Below are 15,224 nucleotides of genomic sequence, written 5' to 3' on the forward strand. Positions count from 1 at the left end.
GTCACCCCTCGAACGGGAGGGCTCCATGCCTTCGTCTGTCATGCCCACGACCACCCCGGGAGCCGGTCCGCAGGCGCCCGCCGCCGTCTCCGCCGCGGGTCTGCGCAAGTCGTACGGGGACAAGACCGTCCTCGACGGCATCGACCTGCGGATCCCGGCCGGGTCCGTCTTCGCGCTGCTCGGGCCGAACGGCGCCGGCAAGACCACCACCGTGCAGATCCTCTCCACCCTCATCTCCGCCGACGGCGGGCAGGCCCAGGTGGCCGGCCACGACCTCGCCACCGCCCCGCAGGCGGTCCGCGGCGCGATCGGCGTCACCGGACAGTTCTCGGCCGTGGACGGTCTGATCACCGGCGAGGAGAACATGCTCCTCATGGCCGACCTGCATCTGATCCCCCGGCGCGAGGGGAAGCAGATCGCCGCCGAACTGCTGGAGCGCTTCGGCCTCACCGAGGCCGCGAAGAAGCCCGCCTCCACCTACTCCGGCGGCATGAAGCGCCGCCTGGACATCGCCATGACCCTGGTCGGCAGCCCCCGGGTGATCTTCCTCGACGAGCCCACCACTGGCCTCGACCCCCGCTCCCGCCACAACATGTGGCAGATCATCCGCGAACTCGTCACCGGCGGCGTCACCGTCTTCCTCACCACCCAGTACCTGGAGGAGGCCGACGAACTCGCCGACCGCATCGCCGTGCTCAACGACGGCAGGATCGCCGCCGAGGGCACCGCCGAGGAACTGAAGCGGCTCGTCCCCGGCGGACACGTCCGGCTCCGCTTCACCGACCCGGGCGCCTATCGCGACGCCGCCGGCGCGCTGCCCGGCAGCACCGCGGACGACGACTCCCTCACCCTCCAGATCCCCAGCGACGGCAGCCAGCGCGACCTGCGCTCCGTCCTCGACCGCCTGGACGCCGCGGGCGTCGAGGCGGACGAGCTGACCGTGCACACCCCCGACCTCGACGACGTCTTCTTCGCCCTGACCGGCGGCGCCGGCGTCCCCGCCCAGTCCGCCCAGTCCGCCCAGTCCGCCCCGTCCGACGCGACCAAGGAGACGGTCCGATGAGCACCCTCACCCTCGCCGTGCGCAACTCCTCCACCATGCTGCGCCGCAACCTCCTGCACGCCCGCCGCTACCCCTCCCTCACCCTCAACCTGCTGCTCACGCCGATCATGCTGCTGCTGCTCTTCGTCTACATCTTCGGAGACGCGATGAGCGCCGGCATCGGCGACGGCGGCGCCGACCGGTCCGCCTACGTCGCGTTCATCGTGCCGGGCCTGGTGCTGATGACCATCGGCAGCACCACGGTCGGCACCGCGGTCTCGGTCGCCAACGACATGAGCGAGGGCATCGTCGCGCGCTTCCGCACCATGCCCATCCACCGCGGCTCGGTGATCACCGGGCACGTCATCGGCAGTGTGCTGCAGTCGGTGATCAGCGTGGTCCTCGTCGGTGCCGTCGCCGCGGCCATCGGCTTCCGCTCCACCGACGCCACCGTCCTGGAGTGGCTCGCGGCCTTCGCGCTGGTCGCCCTGTTCGCCACCGCGCTCACCTGGATCGCCGTCGGCATGGGCCTGATCAGCCCGAACGCCGAGGCCGCCAGCAACAACGCGCTGCCGCTGATCTTCCTCCCGCTCATCTCCAGCACCTTCGTGCCCATCGACGCCATGCCGGGCTGGTTCCAGCCGATCGCCGAGTACCAGCCGTTCACCCCCGCCATCGAGACCCTGCGCGGCCTGCTCCTCGGCACCGAGATCGGCCACAACGGCTGGCTCGCCCTCGGCTGGTGCGTGGCCCTCTGCGCGCTCGGCTACTTCTGGTCGAAGTCGGTCTTCAACCGCGACTCGAAGTAGGCGGCCACCGCGGCCAGCTCCGCGGGCGGTCCCCGCGACCCGTTCCACCAGGGCGGCGCGCCCCGACACCTCGTCGGGGCGCGCCGCCCTCGGCGTTGCCCCGCCGGTCGATGGCGCACATGGCGTCAGTAAATGGCTCCCGATGGCGCCATGAATGTGCCATAGTGGTGCCATCAACGGCACTACGACACCACGGAGGGGGCGGTCCGACCATGGACACAGTGCGGAGCGGCGGCCGACGGACCACGCCCGGTGCCCTCGTGGCCTTCGCCCGCTTCGTGCTCTGCGGGGGCGGCGTGGGCCTCGCCGCCGCCTTCGCCGTGGCCGGCCTCGCCGCCTGGATGCCCTGGGCCCTGGCCAACGCCCTGGTCACCGCGGCCTCCACCCTCCTCGGCACCGAGCTGCACGCCCGCTTCACCTTCGGCGCGGGCGGGCGTACGACCTGGCGCCAGCACGCCCAGTCGGCCGGATCGGCGGGGGCCGCGTACGCGGTGACGTGCGCGGCGATGCTCGTCCTGCACCAGGTGGTGGCGGCGCCCGGTGCGGTGCTGGAACAGGCCGTCTACCTGTCCGCCTCCGCGCTCGCCGGTATCGCCCGCTTCGTGGTGCTGCGCCTCGTCGTCTTCGCGCGGGGCGAGCGGCGTCCCGCCGCGGCGGACGGGGCGCGTCCCCTCGGGTGTCCCCCCGGGCGTCCCCTCGTCAGAGACGTGTCAAAGGCGCTCACGCCGCCGTATGGAAGCCGTCAACGGTGGCCGAAACCGGTCGGAACGGGGCTCTCATCTTCCTGTCAGCTTCTTTTCCGAACCTCACTAGGAGCCAGCGATGGCCGACGTGGCCTTCGTCGTCACCACGATCGCGGTGTTCGCGTTCGTGGCCCTTGTCGCCAAGGGGGTGACGAAGCTGTGACCGCGGAGAACATCGTCGGCCTGATCGTGGCCGTCGCCCTGCTCGGTTACCTCGTCCTCGCCCTGATCCACCCGGAGAGGTTCTGAGCACCGCATGAGCCCCGTCCTCGCCGGCGTGCTCCAGCTGCTCGCGCTCATGGCCGCGCTGGCGCTCGCCTACGTCCCCCTCGGCAACTACCTGGCCAAGGTCTACTCCTCGTCCAAGCACCTGCGGGTCGAGAGGTGGATCTACAAGGGCATCGGAGCGAACCCGGACACGGAGATGCGCTGGCCGGCGTACCTGCGCGGCGTCCTCGCCTTCTCCGTCGCCGGCGTCCTCTTCCTGTACCTGCTCCAGCGGCTGCAGGGCGTGCTGCCGGGCTCGCTCGGCTTCGCCTCCATCGACCCGGACCAGGCGTTCAACACCGCCGCGTCCTTCGTGGCCAACACCAACTGGCAGTCGTACTACGGCGAGCAGGCCATGGGCCACGTCGTGCAGACCGCCGGCCTGGCGGTGCAGAACTTCGTGTCGGCCGCCGTCGGCATCGCCGTGGCCGTCGCCCTCGTCCGCGGTTTCGCCCGGTCCCGCACCGGTGAACTGGGCAACTTCTGGGCCGACCTGGTCCGCGGTGTGGTCCGCGTCCTGGTGCCCATCGCCGTCGTCGGCGCCCTGATCCTGGTGGCCTGCGGTGTCATCCAGAACTTCTCCGGCATCCACGAGGTCGGCCAGTTCACCGGCGGCACGCAGGAGTGGAACGGGGGTGCGGTCGCCTCCCAGGAGGTCATCAAGGAGCTGGGCACCAACGGCGGCGGCTACTTCAACGCCAACAGCGCCCACCCCTTCGAGAACCCCACCCCGTTCACCAACCTGTTCGAGATCTTCCTGATCCTGCTGATCCCGGTCGCCCTGACCCGCACCTTCGGCGTCATGACCGGCTCGGTGCGGCAGGGGTACGCGATCCTCGCCACGATGGCCACCATCTGGGTCGGCTTCACGGCCCTGATGATGTGGACCGAGTTCGCCCACCACGGCCCGGCGCTGCAGGCGGCCGGCGGCGCGATGGAGGGCAAGGAGGTCCGCTTCGGCATCGGCGGCTCGTCGATCTTCGCGGTGTCGACCACCCTGACCTCCACCGGCGCCGTGGACTCCTTCCACTCCTCCTACACCGGCCTGGGCGGCGGCATCACCATGCTCGGCATGATGCTGGGCGAGATCGCGCCCGGAGGCGTCGGATCCGGGCTCTACGGCATGCTGGTCATGGCGGTGATCGCGGTCTTCATCGCGGGGCTCATGGTGGGCCGCACCCCCGAGTACCTGGGCAAGAAGATCGGCACCCGCGAGATCAAGTTCGCGGCCTGCTACATCCTGATCACCCCGGCCCTGGTCCTGGTGTTCACGGCCGCCGCGATGGCGCTGCCCACGCCGGGCGACTCGATGACCAACAGCGGGGCGCACGGCTTCTCCGAGATCCTCTACGCCTACACCTCCGCCTCGAACAACAACGGCTCCGCCTTCGCCGGTCTGAACGCCGACACCCAGTGGTTCAACACCACCCTCGGCCTCGCCATGCTGCTCGGCCGCTTCCTGCCGATGGTGTTCGTCCTGGCCCTCGCGGGCTCGCTGGCCGGCCAGCAGCCGGTGCCGGCCACCAAGGGCACCCTGCGCACCGAGAAGCCCCTGTTCAGCGGGCTGCTGGTGGGCGCCGTCCTGATCATCACCGGGCTGACCTACTTCCCGGCCCTCGCCCTGGGCCCGCTCGCCGAGGGGCTGGCATGACCACTCACACGCGGAAACAAGAGGACGCCATGTCCACCGTCACCACCCCGGACCGGGCGCCGCACCACGACGCACCCACCGGGCACCAGCCCGAGCAGGGCCGCGTCGGCGCGGGCCTCTTCGACCCGAAGCAGCTGGTCAAGTCACTGCCCGACGCGTTCCGCAAGCTCGACCCGCGGGTGATGGTGAAGTCGCCCGTCATGTTCGTCGTCCTCGTCGGATCCGTCCTGACCACGGCCTTCTCCTTCGCGGACCCCGGCGACTGGTTCGGCTGGACGATCAGCGCCTGGCTCTGGCTGACCGTGCTCTTCGCCAACCTGGCGGAGGCGGTCGCCGAGGGCCGCGGCAAGGCCCAGGCCGACACCCTGCGCAAGGCCAAGACCGACACCGTCGCCCGCCGTCTCGTCGACGGACGCGAGGAGCGGGTGCCCGGCACCGGGCTGCGCGTCGGCGACCTGGTGGTCTGCGAGGCCGGCGACATCGTCCCCGGCGACGGCGACGTCGTCGAGGGCGTCGCCTCGGTCGACGAGTCGGCGATCACCGGGGAGTCGGCGCCCGTCATCCGCGAGTCCGGCGGCGACCGGTCCGCGGTCACCGGCGGCACGAAGGTGCTCTCCGACCGGGTCGTCGTACGGATCACCACCAAGCCGGGCGAGACCTTCATCGACCGGATGATCAACCTGGTCGAGGGCGCGGCCCGGCAGAAGACGCCGAACGAGATAGCGCTCAACATCCTGCTGGCCTCGCTGACCGTCGTCTTCCTGCTGGCCTGCGCCACCCTCCCGCCGTTCGCCGACTACGCCGGCACCGAGCTGACCATGGTCGTGCTGGTGGCCCTGCTGGTCTGCCTGATCCCGACCACGATCGGCGCCCTGCTCTCCGCGATCGGCATCGCGGGCATGGACCGCCTGGTGCAGCGCAACGTACTGGCGATGTCGGGCCGCGCCGTCGAGGCCGCCGGTGACGTCTCCACGCTGCTCCTCGACAAGACCGGCACCATCACCCTCGGCAACCGGCAGGCCGCCGAGTTCGTGCCCGTGCGCGGGGTGACGGAGGCCGAGGTCGCCGACGCCGCCCAGCTCTCCTCGCTCGCCGACGAGACACCCGAGGGCCGCTCGATCGTCGTCCTCGCCAAGGAGAAGTACGGGCTGCGCGAGCGCCACCAGGGCGAACTCGTCGGCGCCGAGTGGATCGAGTTCACCGCCCAGACCCGGATGTCGGGCGTGGACGTGGACGGCCGCAAGGTGCGCAAGGGCGCGGCCGGTTCGGTCGCCGCCTGGGTCCGCGAGCGGGGCGGCCAGGTCGCCGACGACGCGGACACCACCACCGACCGCATCTCCGCGGCGGGCGGCACCCCGCTGCTGGTGGCGGTCGAGGACGACCGCGGCGCGCGCGTCCTCGGGGTGATCCACCTCAAGGACGTCGTCAAGGACGGCATGCGCGAACGCTTCGCGGAGCTGCGCCGCATGGGCATCAAGACGGTCATGATCACCGGCGACAACCCGCTGACCGCGAAGGCGATCGCGGACGAGGCGGGCGTCGACGACTTCCTCGCCGAGGCCACGCCCGAGGACAAGATGGCGCTGATCAAGCGGGAGCAGGCCGGCGGCAAGCTGGTCGCGATGACCGGCGACGGCACCAACGACGCCCCCGCGCTGGCCCAGGCGGACGTCGGCGTGGCCATGAACACCGGCACGTCGGCCGCCAAGGAGGCCGGCAACATGGTCGACCTCGACTCCAACCCGACCAAGCTCATCGAGATCGTCGAGATCGGCAAGCAGCTGCTGATCACCCGCGGGGCGCTGACGACGTTCTCCATCGCCAACGACGTCGCCAAGTACTTCGCGATCATCCCGGCGCTCTTCGCGGCCGTCTACCCGGGCCTGGACAAGCTCAACATCATGGGCCTGTCCTCCCCGTCCTCCGCGATCCTGTCCGCGGTGGTCTTCAACGCGCTGATCATCGTCGCGCTGGTCCCGCTCGCGCTGAAAGGCGTGCGCTACCGGCCCATGAGCGCCGACCGGATGCTGCGCCGCAACCTCGCCGTGTACGGACTGGGCGGTCTGATCGCCCCGTTCGCCGGCATCAAGATCATCGACCTGCTCGTCTCGCTCATCCCCGGAATCGGTTGACCGCCATGAACACCTCCGTCACCAACGCCGCCCGCCTGCTGGCCGCGGGACTGCGCGCCCTCCTCGTCCTGACCGTGGTCACCGGCATCGTCTACCCGCTCGCCGTCACCGGCGTCGCCCAGGGGCTGTTCCCCGGCAAGGCGAACGGCTCCGAGATCAAGGCGGACGGGAAGGTCGTCGGTTCCTCCCTGATCGGCCAGCAGTACAACCTGCCGCTGAAGAAGGGCCAGGAGACCCCCGAGCCGGACCTGAAGTGGTTCCAGGGCCGCCCCGCCAACGGCCTCGGCACCAACAGCGTCAACACCCAGTACAAGCTGATCCTGTCCGGGGCCACCAACCGCTCCGCCGACAACCCGGAACTCCTCCAGTGGGTGAAGGACGCCAAGGCCGCCGTCGTCAAGGACAACTCCGTACCCGGTCACCCCGTGCGGCCGTCCGACGTGCCCGCGGACGCGGTCACCTCCTCCGGCTCCGGCCTGGACCCGGACATCTCCCCGCAGTACGCCGACCTCCAGGTGCACCGGGTCGCCGCGAAGAACGGCCTGCCCGTGGACCGGGTCCAGAAGCTCGTCGACGAGCACACCACCTCCCGCACCCTCGGCTTCATCGGCGAACCGCGGGTGAACGTCCTGGAACTGAACATCGCGCTCAAGGAGCTGGTGGCCCCCGCGGCCGGGCGCTGAGGCGCGGTTACAATCCGGGCCATGGCCCTCACCGTGAGCGACGTGGAACGGTTCGAGGCCTCCAGGCACCGTCTGGAGGCCATCGCCTACCGCCTCCTCGGCTCCGCGAGCGAGGCGGAGGACGCCGTGCAGGAGACGTTCCTGCGCTGGCAGGCGGCCGACGTCGCGCGCGTCGAAGTCCCCGAGGCCTGGCTGACCAAGGTCCTCACCAACCTGTGCCTCAACCAGCTCACCTCGGCCCGCGCCCGGCGCGAGACCTACGTCGGCCAGTGGCTGCCCGAGCCGCTGCTGGCCGGCGACCCGATGCTCGGCCCCGCCGAGACGGCCGAGCAGCGCGAGTCGGTCTCCCTCGCGGTCCTCGCCCTGCTGGAGCGGCTCGCCCCGGCCGAGCGGGCGGTGTACGTCCTGCGTGAGGCGTTCGGCTACCCGCACCGGGAGATCGCCGCGATCCTCGACATCACCGAGGACGCCAGCCAGCAGACCCTGCACCGGGCCAGGAAGCACGTCGCGCAGGGCAGGGCGCGCACGGAGGTAGACGGGGCCGCCGCCCGGCGGATCGTCGACGAGTTCCTCGCGGCGGCCACCAGCGGCCGCACCGAACCGCTGGTCCGGCTGCTCACCCAGGACGCCGTGTCGATCGGCGACGGCGGCGGAAAGGTCCCGGCCCGCGCCAAGGCGTTCGAGGGCGCCCGCGCGGTGGCCACGTTCATGCGGGGCCTGTTCAAGCCCGGCAAGGCCAAGCGCGAGCTGACCGGCGGTCCCGCCGATATCTACGCCGTCACCGCCAACGGCGACCCCGCCGTGGTGGCCGTCGTGCACGGCCGGGTCATCGGGATCATGTGCCTGGAGGTCACGCCCGAGGGGCTCGCGGGCTTCCGCAACCAGGTCAACCCCGACAAGCTCGAACGCGCCACCCGCCGGTGGGCGGCCACCGACCACGGGGAACCTTTGCTTCAGGTCTTCTGACCGTCATGTGACGCAAGTCACTTCCTGCTCCTGTCAGGAATCCGCGGGCTGCCCGGTTCAAGGGGCGAGTCCCGCTGGAGAGAGCCCTCAGCGGCCGGAGACAAGGGAGCACGTCATGCAGCACACCCCGCGGCACCGCATCGTCGTCCTGGGCGCCGGATACGCCGGAGCCGTCGCCGCCGGCCGTCTCGCCCGGCGGCTGCGGAGCGAGGACGCGGCCATCACCCTCGTCAACGCCGAGGCCCAGTTCGTCGAACGGGTCCGGATGCACCAGCTCGCCGTCGGCCAGGACCTCCGGGCCCGGCCGCTCGACGAGATGTTCGCCGGCACCGGCGTCGACGTGCGGATCGCCAAGGTCACCGCCGTGGACGCCGACCGGAAGACCGTCTCCGTCACCGACCCGGACGGCACCGGTGAACTGGAGTACGACACCCTCGTCTACGCCCTCGGCAGCGCCTGGAACCCCCAGGACGTCCCCGGTGTCCGGGAGCACGCCCACGAGCTGGCCGGGCGCCCGGGCGCGCTGCGGCTGCGCGCACGCCTGGCGGGACTGGCGGCCGGCCGCTCCGTGGTCGTGGTCGGCGGCGGGCTCACCGGCCTGGAGACCGCGGCCGAGATCGCCGAGGCCCGCCCCGACCTCGCGGTGTCGCTCACCGCGAGCGGCGGCCTCGGCGACTGGCTCTCCCCCAGGGGCCGCCGCCACCTGCGGAAGGTTTTCGCCGCCCTCGGCATCACGGTGTACGAGGACGCCGCCGTCACGGCCGTGGCCGCGGACCACGTCGTCACCGCCGACGGCACGTCCGTACCGGCCGACGTCACGGTGTGGACCGCCGGGTTCGCCGTCCACCCGCTGGCGCGGGCCACCACCCTGGAGGTCACCGACACGGGCCGGATCGTGGTCGACGCGACCATGCGCTCGGTGTCCCACCCCGACGTGTACGCGGTCGGCGACGCGGCGCTGGCCGCGGGCCCCGGCGACAAGCCGCTCAGGATGTCGTGCGCCTCGGGCGTCCCCACCGCCTGGCAGGCCGCCGACGCCGTCGCGGCCCGGCTGACCGGCCGGAAGCTGCCGACCGTGACGCCGCGCTACTTCAACCAGTGCATCTCGCTGGGCCGCGGCCAGGGCCTGATCCAGTACGTCACCGCCGACGACCGGGCCGTGCGCGGGGCGCTGACCGGACGGCTCGCCGCCCTCTACAAGGAACTCGTCTGCAAGTCCGCGGCCTGGGGCGTCGCCAACCCGACCCTCGGCATCCCGACCCGACGCCGTCCGGTCACGGCCCGCACCCCGGAGCCGGCGCCGACGGTCTGAACGGCGGCGGACCGGGCGGGGGCGGCCACGCTCAGCGCACCGGGAACCCGAAGGTGCGGCCCTGCTCCTTCAGCCAGGGCAGGACCTGCCGCAGCGCCTCGACGGTCTGGGTGCGGTCGCCCCCGGCGTCGTGGAAGAGGATGGTCGGCCCGTTGGGCAGCTCCCGCTGGACGGTGGCGACGATGGCGTCGGTGCCCGGCCGCTCGAAGTCCTTGGTGTCCACGTTCCAGCCCAGCGGGCGCATGCCGTGGGAGGCGGCGAGCTTGCGGCTGTAGGGGGTGAACGCCCCGCCGGGGGCCCGGTAGTACACCGGCCGGACGCCCCCGGACGCCTCGGTGATCATGCGCTCGGCGTCCAGGATCTCCTTGGACTGGTACGCCTCGGACTTCTTGTCCATGGCCGTGTCGTGCGACACCGAGTGGTCGCACAGCCGGTGCCCGGCGGCGACGACATCCTTCACGAGGTCCGGGTGGGCCTCGGCCTGAACGCCCGTCATGCAGAAGACGGCCTTCACCCCGTACTGGTCCAGCAGGTCCAGCACCTGCGGCGTCCACGCCGGGTCGGGACCGTCGTCGATGGTGATGTTCACGCCGCGCGGCCCGGCGTCCGAGGCGTGCGCGATGCTGATGTCGACCGGCTTGCCGCCCGGGGTGGCCGACGCGGAGGCCTGGGGCGTCGCGCCGCCGCCGACGGGGTCGGCCTGCGCGGTCCACACCGAGGCGCCGACGGCGAGCACCGTCACACCGAGCGCCGCCCCGACCACCTTGCCGTACCAGCCCCGTCCACCACCGTGCCGCGCCATGTCCGCCGCCCCGCCTTCGCGTAGTTCCTCGCCGCCGCTCCCCGAGCACCCCGGGGACCACATGACAGGACGGGAGAAAGCTCCTCGGGGATCCGTCCGTTACGGATCACGGACAATCCCGGGGGAGTTCGCGGACAACCGGGCGGCCGGGGCCCGCGCGCCACCCAGCGCGCGGAGGATGCGGACCAGGTCGGCGGGGGCCGCCGCGAGCCGCACCGCCCGGCCCGCGTCGTCGAGTTCGGCGACGTGCCGGCCGCGGCGTCCCCGTCGCCGCCCCGTGGACGCCGTACGGCCGTGCCGGTGAGCCGGCGCACCGGGACCGGCCGCGCCGCGACCTCCCGGGACCGGGGTGCGCAACGACCGCGACCCGCAGGGGCCGCCTGCGCGGTGGACGGATACTCATCTCGCGGCCGACGGTCGTGCCCGCATCGTGCCCGCACCGTGTCCGCACGCCGCCACCGGCCGTACGGGACCTGCCGGATGCCTGGGTGCGGTGGGCCGCGCCTCAGGCGGAGGGCGCCGGTCCCGGCCGGCGGTCGCCCAGCGGGCGGCGCGCGGCCAGCACCGCCCCGAGCCCCTCCCGCAGGTCGGCGACGAAGTACCCGGGAACCTCCAGCGACGGGAAGTGTCCCCCGCGTTCGGCCACCGTCCAGCGGACGATGTTCCGGTACCGCTGCCGGGCCCAGGGGCGCGGGCACTTCTCGACGTCGCGGGGGTACATGGTGAGCGCCGACGGGACGTCGACCCGGAGTGCGGGGTCGAGCGAGTCGTGGCTCTCGTAGTAGATGCGGGCCGCCGACGCGCCGGTCGGGCTCCCTTGTGCCACGGAGCCGCCTGCGAGGGCCGGGACCCGATGCGCCTGATCTGCGGCATCGGCCCCGACACCCTCGCCTCGCACCGCACCGCCACCGGCGCCCACGTCGAGCTGCGCCACAGCAAGAAGTGCGGTGCGAGCTGGGCCCGGACCTGGGGGACCGAGATCGGCGACCGGCTGGACGTCACGGCGGGCGGCCCGACCCACGAGGTGCGGATCGGGAACAAGGACGACGCGGCGGCCTTCATGTACACCGAGATGACGGAAGTGGGCCCCGGCAGCACCGTCCGGGCCTGCTTCCGCCCCGCGACGGCCGACGCCGAACGCGAGTGCTTCGAGGCCCGCGTGGGCGGGACCACCACAACCGGGCCGCGGGGGCTGGACACCGCCGGGGGTGAGTGACGTCCGGCCCTCGGACGTGCCGATGCCGCAGCGGGAAGACCTGGTGCTCGTCGACCAGAAGGGCCCGCTCGTCGCCGAGCGGATCGCCGCCACGTCCGCCGCGCAGCCCCTGGTCCGCCGTATCGGCACCGCGCTCGTCGACGCGGCAGCGGCGTTGACCGGCGGCGGTCGCCCGGACGACCCGGCGGCGGGCGACGCGTTGCTGCTCGCCCGTCTCCAGCTCATGATCTCGACGCCTGCCCTGTGGGCCAGGCACCTGGACGGCCACTACGCCCTCCAGCAAGCGATCGTCGACGCCCTGGGGGGCGACGTCACCGATCCCGATGCGGAGTTCCGCGCCCGAGCGGCGGCCGGCGCCTGTCTGGCCGCCATGCACACGGCACTGGTGCGCTGGGCCGAGGACGAGGGGCGGACCGAGCTGCCCGATCTGATCGCGCAGGCGCTCGTCGCCGCCTTCGGTCCCGATGCCGTCGACACCGGCCCGGCCGGGTGAGGAGCCCGCGACGTCGGCGCCCCGGGTGAGGTGTAGTGCGTCCGGCCCACGGCAGATTCCCCGCTCGTTGCCTACCGCTGTGATCGACTTTGTGCGCTTCGTTGACATTTCCCCCAGGAGGCCTACCGTTGGGAGCGCTCCCATAACAGTCGTGCAACTGGAAGGAGTTCCCCCCACATGCGCACACAGAGTCCGTTAACCGGGCGTTCGCGGTCGTCCCTCCGTCGCCCTCTCCAGGCGCTCGTCATGCTGTTCGCCGTGGTTGTCGGCGCACTGACCTGGTCGGCCCCCGCCCAGGCTCACGGCACTGTCGTCGGCCCCGCCACCCGGGCGTACCAGTGCTGGAAGACGTGGGGCAGCAACCACACGAACCCGGCCATGCAGACCGAAGACCCCATGTGCTGGCAGGCCTTCCAGGCCAACGCCGACACCATGTGGAACTGGATGAGCGCGCTCCGCGACGGCCTCGGCGGCCAGTTCCAGGCGCGGACCCCCGACGGGACGCTCTGCAGCAACAACCTCTCCAGGAACGCCAGCCTGGACAAGCCCGGGCAGTGGAAGACCACCACCGTCGGCAACAACTTCTCGGTCCACCTGTACGACCAGGCGTCCCACGGTGCCGACTACTTCAAGGTCTACGTGAGCAAGCAGGGCTTCGACCCCAAGACCCAGGCACTGGGCTGGGGCAACCTCGACTTCATCACGCAGACCGGCCGGTTCGCCCCGGCGCAGGACATCACGTTCCCCGTCCAGACTTCCGGTTACACCGGACACCACATCGTGTTCGTGATCTGGCAGGCCTCGCACCTCGACCAGGCCTACATGTGGTGCAGCGACGTGAACTTCGGCTGAGCCGGGGAGCGTCACCCCCTCCACACGCAACCCCAGGTCGCTGGCCTGGGGTTGCGTGCGTATCCAAGGGCTTCGACGTGCCCGTCGCGCTCACTTGCCGGCTTCGGGGCCGTACCACTGGAGCGCCTGACCGGTGACAGCTGTCACGCATTCGAAATCCCGGTCGCGGTGCAGAAGAGTGAGTCCCTGCAATTCGGCTGTGGCGGCCACGACGAGGTCAACAGGCCCGGCGCTGCGGTACTGCCCGCGTTGGGTGAGGATCTCCTGGACCTGCCAGGCGCGGTCGTAGGCCCTGTCATCGACCGGAACCCAGCCGAAGAGCAGACGCATGTTCTCGATGCCGTGGGCCCTGTCGGCGGCGGAGCGTGCGCCGTAGAAGAACTCCAGCTCGGTGATGGAGCAGGAGGCGATGAGCCCGGCTGCCGCCGCCCGGTCCCATCCGGCTGGTCGTCCGGCTGGGGCGCGGCCGGGTGCTGCTCGCGGGCTGCGCGGTGCAACTGGTGGGCACCGTGATGCTGTTGGCGGTGGCCGCCGGACCGTGGGCGGAGCCGTCGGCAGCCAGCTCGCCGCCGCGGTTCTGGCTTCCCGCGTGATCTCCGGAACATCGCTCCCCGACGATTCGGGCTTCACCCTCGCGTTCTGGATCGCCACGGCCGTAGCCGCGTCGGGGGCGCTCTATGCGTTGCTGTCCGGAAAGCGATCGACCACTGAAAAAGAAATCAGCCAGGAATTCGTTGGGGTCGGAGATGGAAGTGATGGAAAAGTAATGGAAGGGAAAAAGAATGGGCCGACCGCGGGCTCTGTCGACACGGCTGAGTCAACCGGTTGAGCTCTACCGCGACTGCACCGGTGACACGGAGGACCCAGCAGTAAGCATGCCGAGGAAGACCCCGCAGGGCTTGGAGACCTGGAGCAGGAGCTGTACTCGGCCGGTGCGGATGCCGCTGAGGTGGAAGCCGGTTCACGTCGACTGCAGGCGGAAGCCCTGGTCATCAACTCGCTGAGGCACGCAAGCAGTACGCGCTGGTCCAGAGGGACGTGGCTGCCCGTATGGGTGTGAGCATCGCTGGGGTATCCCAGGTCGAGCACGGCGAGGTCGCCCACTCTCGATGTCATCGCACGTTACGTCGGAGCGGTCGGCGGCAGCGCTTGGCGTGCTCAATGGCTGGGTTGCTCCGTCATCCGGTCTGAGCCTCGTGGCGCACTTGCCGCCCGTTATGCCATTTTCAATGGCATACTCGGGGTGTGGCTGATGACGACGTTGACTTCCCACCCGGCGACGGCCCCACCAGTGGTATCTCCGTCACCCTGACCGCCGGAACTCTGCAAGCCATCCGCGAGCGGGTCGGCAAGCGGGGCGTCTCGGCGTACCTGGAGAAGGCGGCCCAGCGGCAGATCGAGCGGGACAATCTGGACGAGCTGATCGCGGACTTCGACAAGGTGCACGGCCCGGCCGACCCCAAGGCCGTGGCGGCCAAGCGTGCCCGGCTGACTGGCGACGCTTCAGACTCTGGGGCGACTGCGTGAGCGGTGCCCTGGTCCTGGACAGCGAGGGCCTGGCGAAGGCCGTACAGCGTGATCGGGAAATCCACGAGTGGCTGACGGCGGCTCGCGACGCGGACCTGCCCGTGGTCACGTCAGCTGCCGTGCTGGTCGAGGTGATCCACCCGAAGATCAACGACGCCGCGCTGAAGTGGACCCTGTCCCGCCTGGCCGTCGAGCCGGTGACCCAGGCCGTCGCGCACTCCGCTGCCGCCTTGCTACGGGCAGCGGGGCTGCACGGCCACAAGTACGCCATCGACGCCATGCTGTGCGCGACCGCCTTGCAGCATCCCGGCCGGGTGACGATTCTGACTTCGGACTTCGAAGACATCAGGCTGCTCACTGCCGGGCATCCGCGCCTGAGCACCGAGAAGGTCTGAGCCGCTGCCATCTCCGTCTCCACATCCTCCCCCGGCGGCGCCATCTCGGAGCGCAGCAGGGATTCCAGACATCTCGCTCAGGTGGGTCAGGACCGCCTGCCGACCCCGGTAGCGTCCGACGTAACGGCGGGCCTGGGCGGCGAAGAACGGCACGGTGCCGTCGTTCAGCACAGCGTTTGGGTCCTCTCCGAAGTCGTTCTGCCCGGATCAGCCTGCCCATGCCTATGACACCGGGCCCGGAACGAGGGAGGTCGCACGACGCCTGCTGTGCGGCCTGGCATGGAGGGGTCCGGAAATGACTGAGGCCCAGGTCGTGACCTGGGCCTTCTTCATG

Annotated in this window: 15 protein-coding genes and 4 pseudogenes; 15 read left to right on the forward strand and 4 right to left on the reverse strand. The window is 71.2% G+C overall.

Features of this window, described 5'->3' with window-relative positions:
- The first annotated feature begins 25 nt into the window (after positions 1-25).
- The 9 genes and pseudogenes from K7854_RS21800 to K7854_RS21840 all read left to right on the forward strand — a co-directional run bounded on the left by K7854_RS21800 (position 26) and on the right by K7854_RS21840 (position 9,605).
- A complete protein-coding gene (locus K7854_RS21800) occupies positions 26-1,063 on the forward strand; it encodes an ATP-binding cassette domain-containing protein (protein WP_372481054.1) in 1,038 nt (345 codons plus the stop codon).
- Positions 1,060-1,851, forward strand: a complete 792-nt coding sequence (locus K7854_RS21805) for an ABC transporter permease (protein WP_226028231.1) — start codon at positions 1,060-1,062, stop codon at positions 1,849-1,851. Before K7854_RS21800 ends, K7854_RS21805 begins: the two co-directional genes overlap by 4 nt.
- Before the next feature lie 212 nt (positions 1,852-2,063).
- Positions 2,064-2,510 (forward strand): annotated as a pseudogene (locus tag K7854_RS21810) (GtrA domain-containing protein); the annotation flags it as partial.
- A 243-nt stretch (positions 2,511-2,753) separates the two neighbouring features.
- The gene (gene kdpF, locus K7854_RS21815) at positions 2,754-2,843 is read left to right on the forward strand and encodes a K(+)-transporting ATPase subunit F (RefSeq protein ID WP_037922167.1); all 90 of its coding nucleotides are present in this window, start codon (positions 2,754-2,756) and stop codon (positions 2,841-2,843) included.
- A 7-nt stretch (positions 2,844-2,850) separates the two neighbouring features.
- Positions 2,851-4,512, forward strand: a complete 1,662-nt coding sequence (gene kdpA / locus K7854_RS21820; RefSeq protein ID WP_226028232.1) for a potassium-transporting ATPase subunit KdpA — start codon at positions 2,851-2,853, stop codon at positions 4,510-4,512.
- Positions 4,509-6,644 (forward strand): potassium-transporting ATPase subunit KdpB, encoded by a 2,136-nt coding sequence (kdpB, locus tag K7854_RS21825; RefSeq protein ID WP_226028233.1) that lies wholly within the window; start codon positions 4,509-4,511, stop codon positions 6,642-6,644. Before kdpA ends, kdpB begins: the two co-directional genes overlap by 4 nt.
- A gap of 5 nt (positions 6,645-6,649) precedes the next feature.
- Positions 6,650-7,327 (forward strand): potassium-transporting ATPase subunit C, encoded by a 678-nt coding sequence (locus K7854_RS21830; RefSeq protein WP_226028234.1) that lies wholly within the window; start codon positions 6,650-6,652, stop codon positions 7,325-7,327.
- A 21-nt stretch (positions 7,328-7,348) separates the two neighbouring features.
- Entirely contained in the window at positions 7,349-8,293 is a 945-nt protein-coding gene (gene sigJ, locus K7854_RS21835) for an RNA polymerase sigma factor SigJ (RefSeq protein WP_226028235.1), read from the forward strand.
- A gap of 115 nt (positions 8,294-8,408) precedes the next feature.
- The gene (locus K7854_RS21840) at positions 8,409-9,605 is read left to right on the forward strand and encodes an NAD(P)/FAD-dependent oxidoreductase (protein WP_226028236.1); all 1,197 of its coding nucleotides are present in this window, start codon (positions 8,409-8,411) and stop codon (positions 9,603-9,605) included.
- Between the two features lie 31 nt (positions 9,606-9,636).
- Here K7854_RS21840 and K7854_RS21845 read toward each other — a convergent pair whose 3' ends face one another.
- From K7854_RS21845 to K7854_RS21855, 3 genes and pseudogenes are all read right to left on the reverse strand, one after another.
- Positions 9,637-10,407, reverse strand: a complete 771-nt coding sequence (locus K7854_RS21845) for a polysaccharide deacetylase family protein (protein ID WP_226028237.1) — start codon at positions 10,405-10,407, stop codon at positions 9,637-9,639.
- Positions 10,408-10,506: 99 nt separating this feature from the next.
- Positions 10,507-10,771, reverse strand: a pseudogene (locus K7854_RS21850) (PH domain-containing protein); the annotation flags it as partial.
- A 141-nt stretch (positions 10,772-10,912) separates the two neighbouring features.
- Positions 10,913-11,215: pseudogene (locus tag K7854_RS21855) on the reverse strand (hypothetical protein); the annotation flags it as partial.
- On the opposite strand from K7854_RS21855, the gene K7854_RS21860 reads away from it, so the two are divergent.
- From K7854_RS21860 to K7854_RS21870, 3 genes are all read left to right on the forward strand, one after another.
- Positions 11,177-11,623, forward strand: coding sequence for a DUF2690 domain-containing protein (locus tag K7854_RS21860; protein ID WP_226028238.1), 447 nt, complete (start codon positions 11,177-11,179; stop codon positions 11,621-11,623). The pseudogene K7854_RS21855 and the gene K7854_RS21860 overlap by 39 nt on opposite strands.
- Complete coding sequence (locus tag K7854_RS21865) at positions 11,616-12,116, forward strand: acyl-CoA-like ligand-binding transcription factor (RefSeq protein ID WP_226028239.1); 501 nt, start codon at positions 11,616-11,618, stop codon at positions 12,114-12,116. Before K7854_RS21860 ends, K7854_RS21865 begins: the two co-directional genes overlap by 8 nt.
- 177 nt (positions 12,117-12,293) lie before the next feature.
- Positions 12,294-12,968: a lytic polysaccharide monooxygenase auxiliary activity family 9 protein gene (locus K7854_RS21870; RefSeq protein ID WP_486389164.1), complete on the forward strand. Its 675-nt coding sequence runs from the start codon at positions 12,294-12,296 to the stop codon at positions 12,966-12,968.
- A 90-nt stretch (positions 12,969-13,058) separates the two neighbouring features.
- On the opposite strand, the pseudogene K7854_RS21875 reads toward K7854_RS21870, so the two are convergent.
- Positions 13,059-13,409, reverse strand: a pseudogene (locus K7854_RS21875) (PIN domain nuclease); the annotation flags it as partial.
- Between the two features lie 97 nt (positions 13,410-13,506).
- On the opposite strand from K7854_RS21875, the gene K7854_RS21880 reads away from it, so the two are divergent.
- The 3 genes from K7854_RS21880 to K7854_RS21890 all read left to right on the forward strand — a co-directional run bounded on the left by K7854_RS21880 (position 13,507) and on the right by K7854_RS21890 (position 14,890).
- Complete coding sequence (locus K7854_RS21880; protein WP_226028310.1) at positions 13,507-13,797, forward strand: hypothetical protein; 291 nt, start codon at positions 13,507-13,509, stop codon at positions 13,795-13,797.
- A 416-nt stretch (positions 13,798-14,213) separates the two neighbouring features.
- Positions 14,214-14,495: a hypothetical protein gene (locus K7854_RS21885; RefSeq protein WP_226028241.1), complete on the forward strand. Its 282-nt coding sequence runs from the start codon at positions 14,214-14,216 to the stop codon at positions 14,493-14,495.
- Entirely contained in the window at positions 14,492-14,890 is a 399-nt protein-coding gene (locus tag K7854_RS21890; protein WP_226028242.1) for a PIN domain-containing protein, read from the forward strand. The genes K7854_RS21885 and K7854_RS21890 overlap by 4 nt, the downstream gene beginning before the upstream one ends.
- Positions 14,891-15,224: the final 334 nt, after the last annotated feature.

This window comes from Streptomyces hyderabadensis, assembly GCF_020404845.1.
Taxonomy (GTDB): Bacteria; Actinomycetota; Actinomycetes; order Streptomycetales; family Streptomycetaceae; genus Streptomyces; species Streptomyces hyderabadensis.

Bases quoted from the DNA above. Each gene is read 5' to 3' on its own strand.
- K7854_RS21800 (WP_372481054.1), top strand. From the start codon at position 26: ATGCCTTCGTCTGTCATGCCCACGACCACCCCGGGAGCCGGTCCGCAG.
- K7854_RS21805 (WP_226028231.1), top strand. From the start codon at position 1,060: ATGAGCACCCTCACCCTCGCCGTGCGCAACTCCTCCACCATGCTGCGC.
- kdpA (WP_226028232.1), top strand. From the start codon at position 2,851: ATGAGCCCCGTCCTCGCCGGCGTGCTCCAGCTGCTCGCGCTCATGGCC.
- kdpB (WP_226028233.1), top strand. From the start codon at position 4,509: ATGACCACTCACACGCGGAAACAAGAGGACGCCATGTCCACCGTCACC.
- K7854_RS21830 (WP_226028234.1), top strand. From the start codon at position 6,650: ATGAACACCTCCGTCACCAACGCCGCCCGCCTGCTGGCCGCGGGACTG.
- sigJ (WP_226028235.1), top strand. From the start codon at position 7,349: ATGGCCCTCACCGTGAGCGACGTGGAACGGTTCGAGGCCTCCAGGCAC.
- K7854_RS21840 (WP_226028236.1), top strand. From the start codon at position 8,409: ATGCAGCACACCCCGCGGCACCGCATCGTCGTCCTGGGCGCCGGATAC.
- K7854_RS21845 (WP_226028237.1), bottom strand. From the start codon at position 10,407: ATGGCGCGGCACGGTGGTGGACGGGGCTGGTACGGCAAGGTGGTCGGG.
- K7854_RS21870 (WP_486389164.1), top strand. From the start codon at position 12,294: ATGCGCACACAGAGTCCGTTAACCGGGCGTTCGCGGTCGTCCCTCCGT.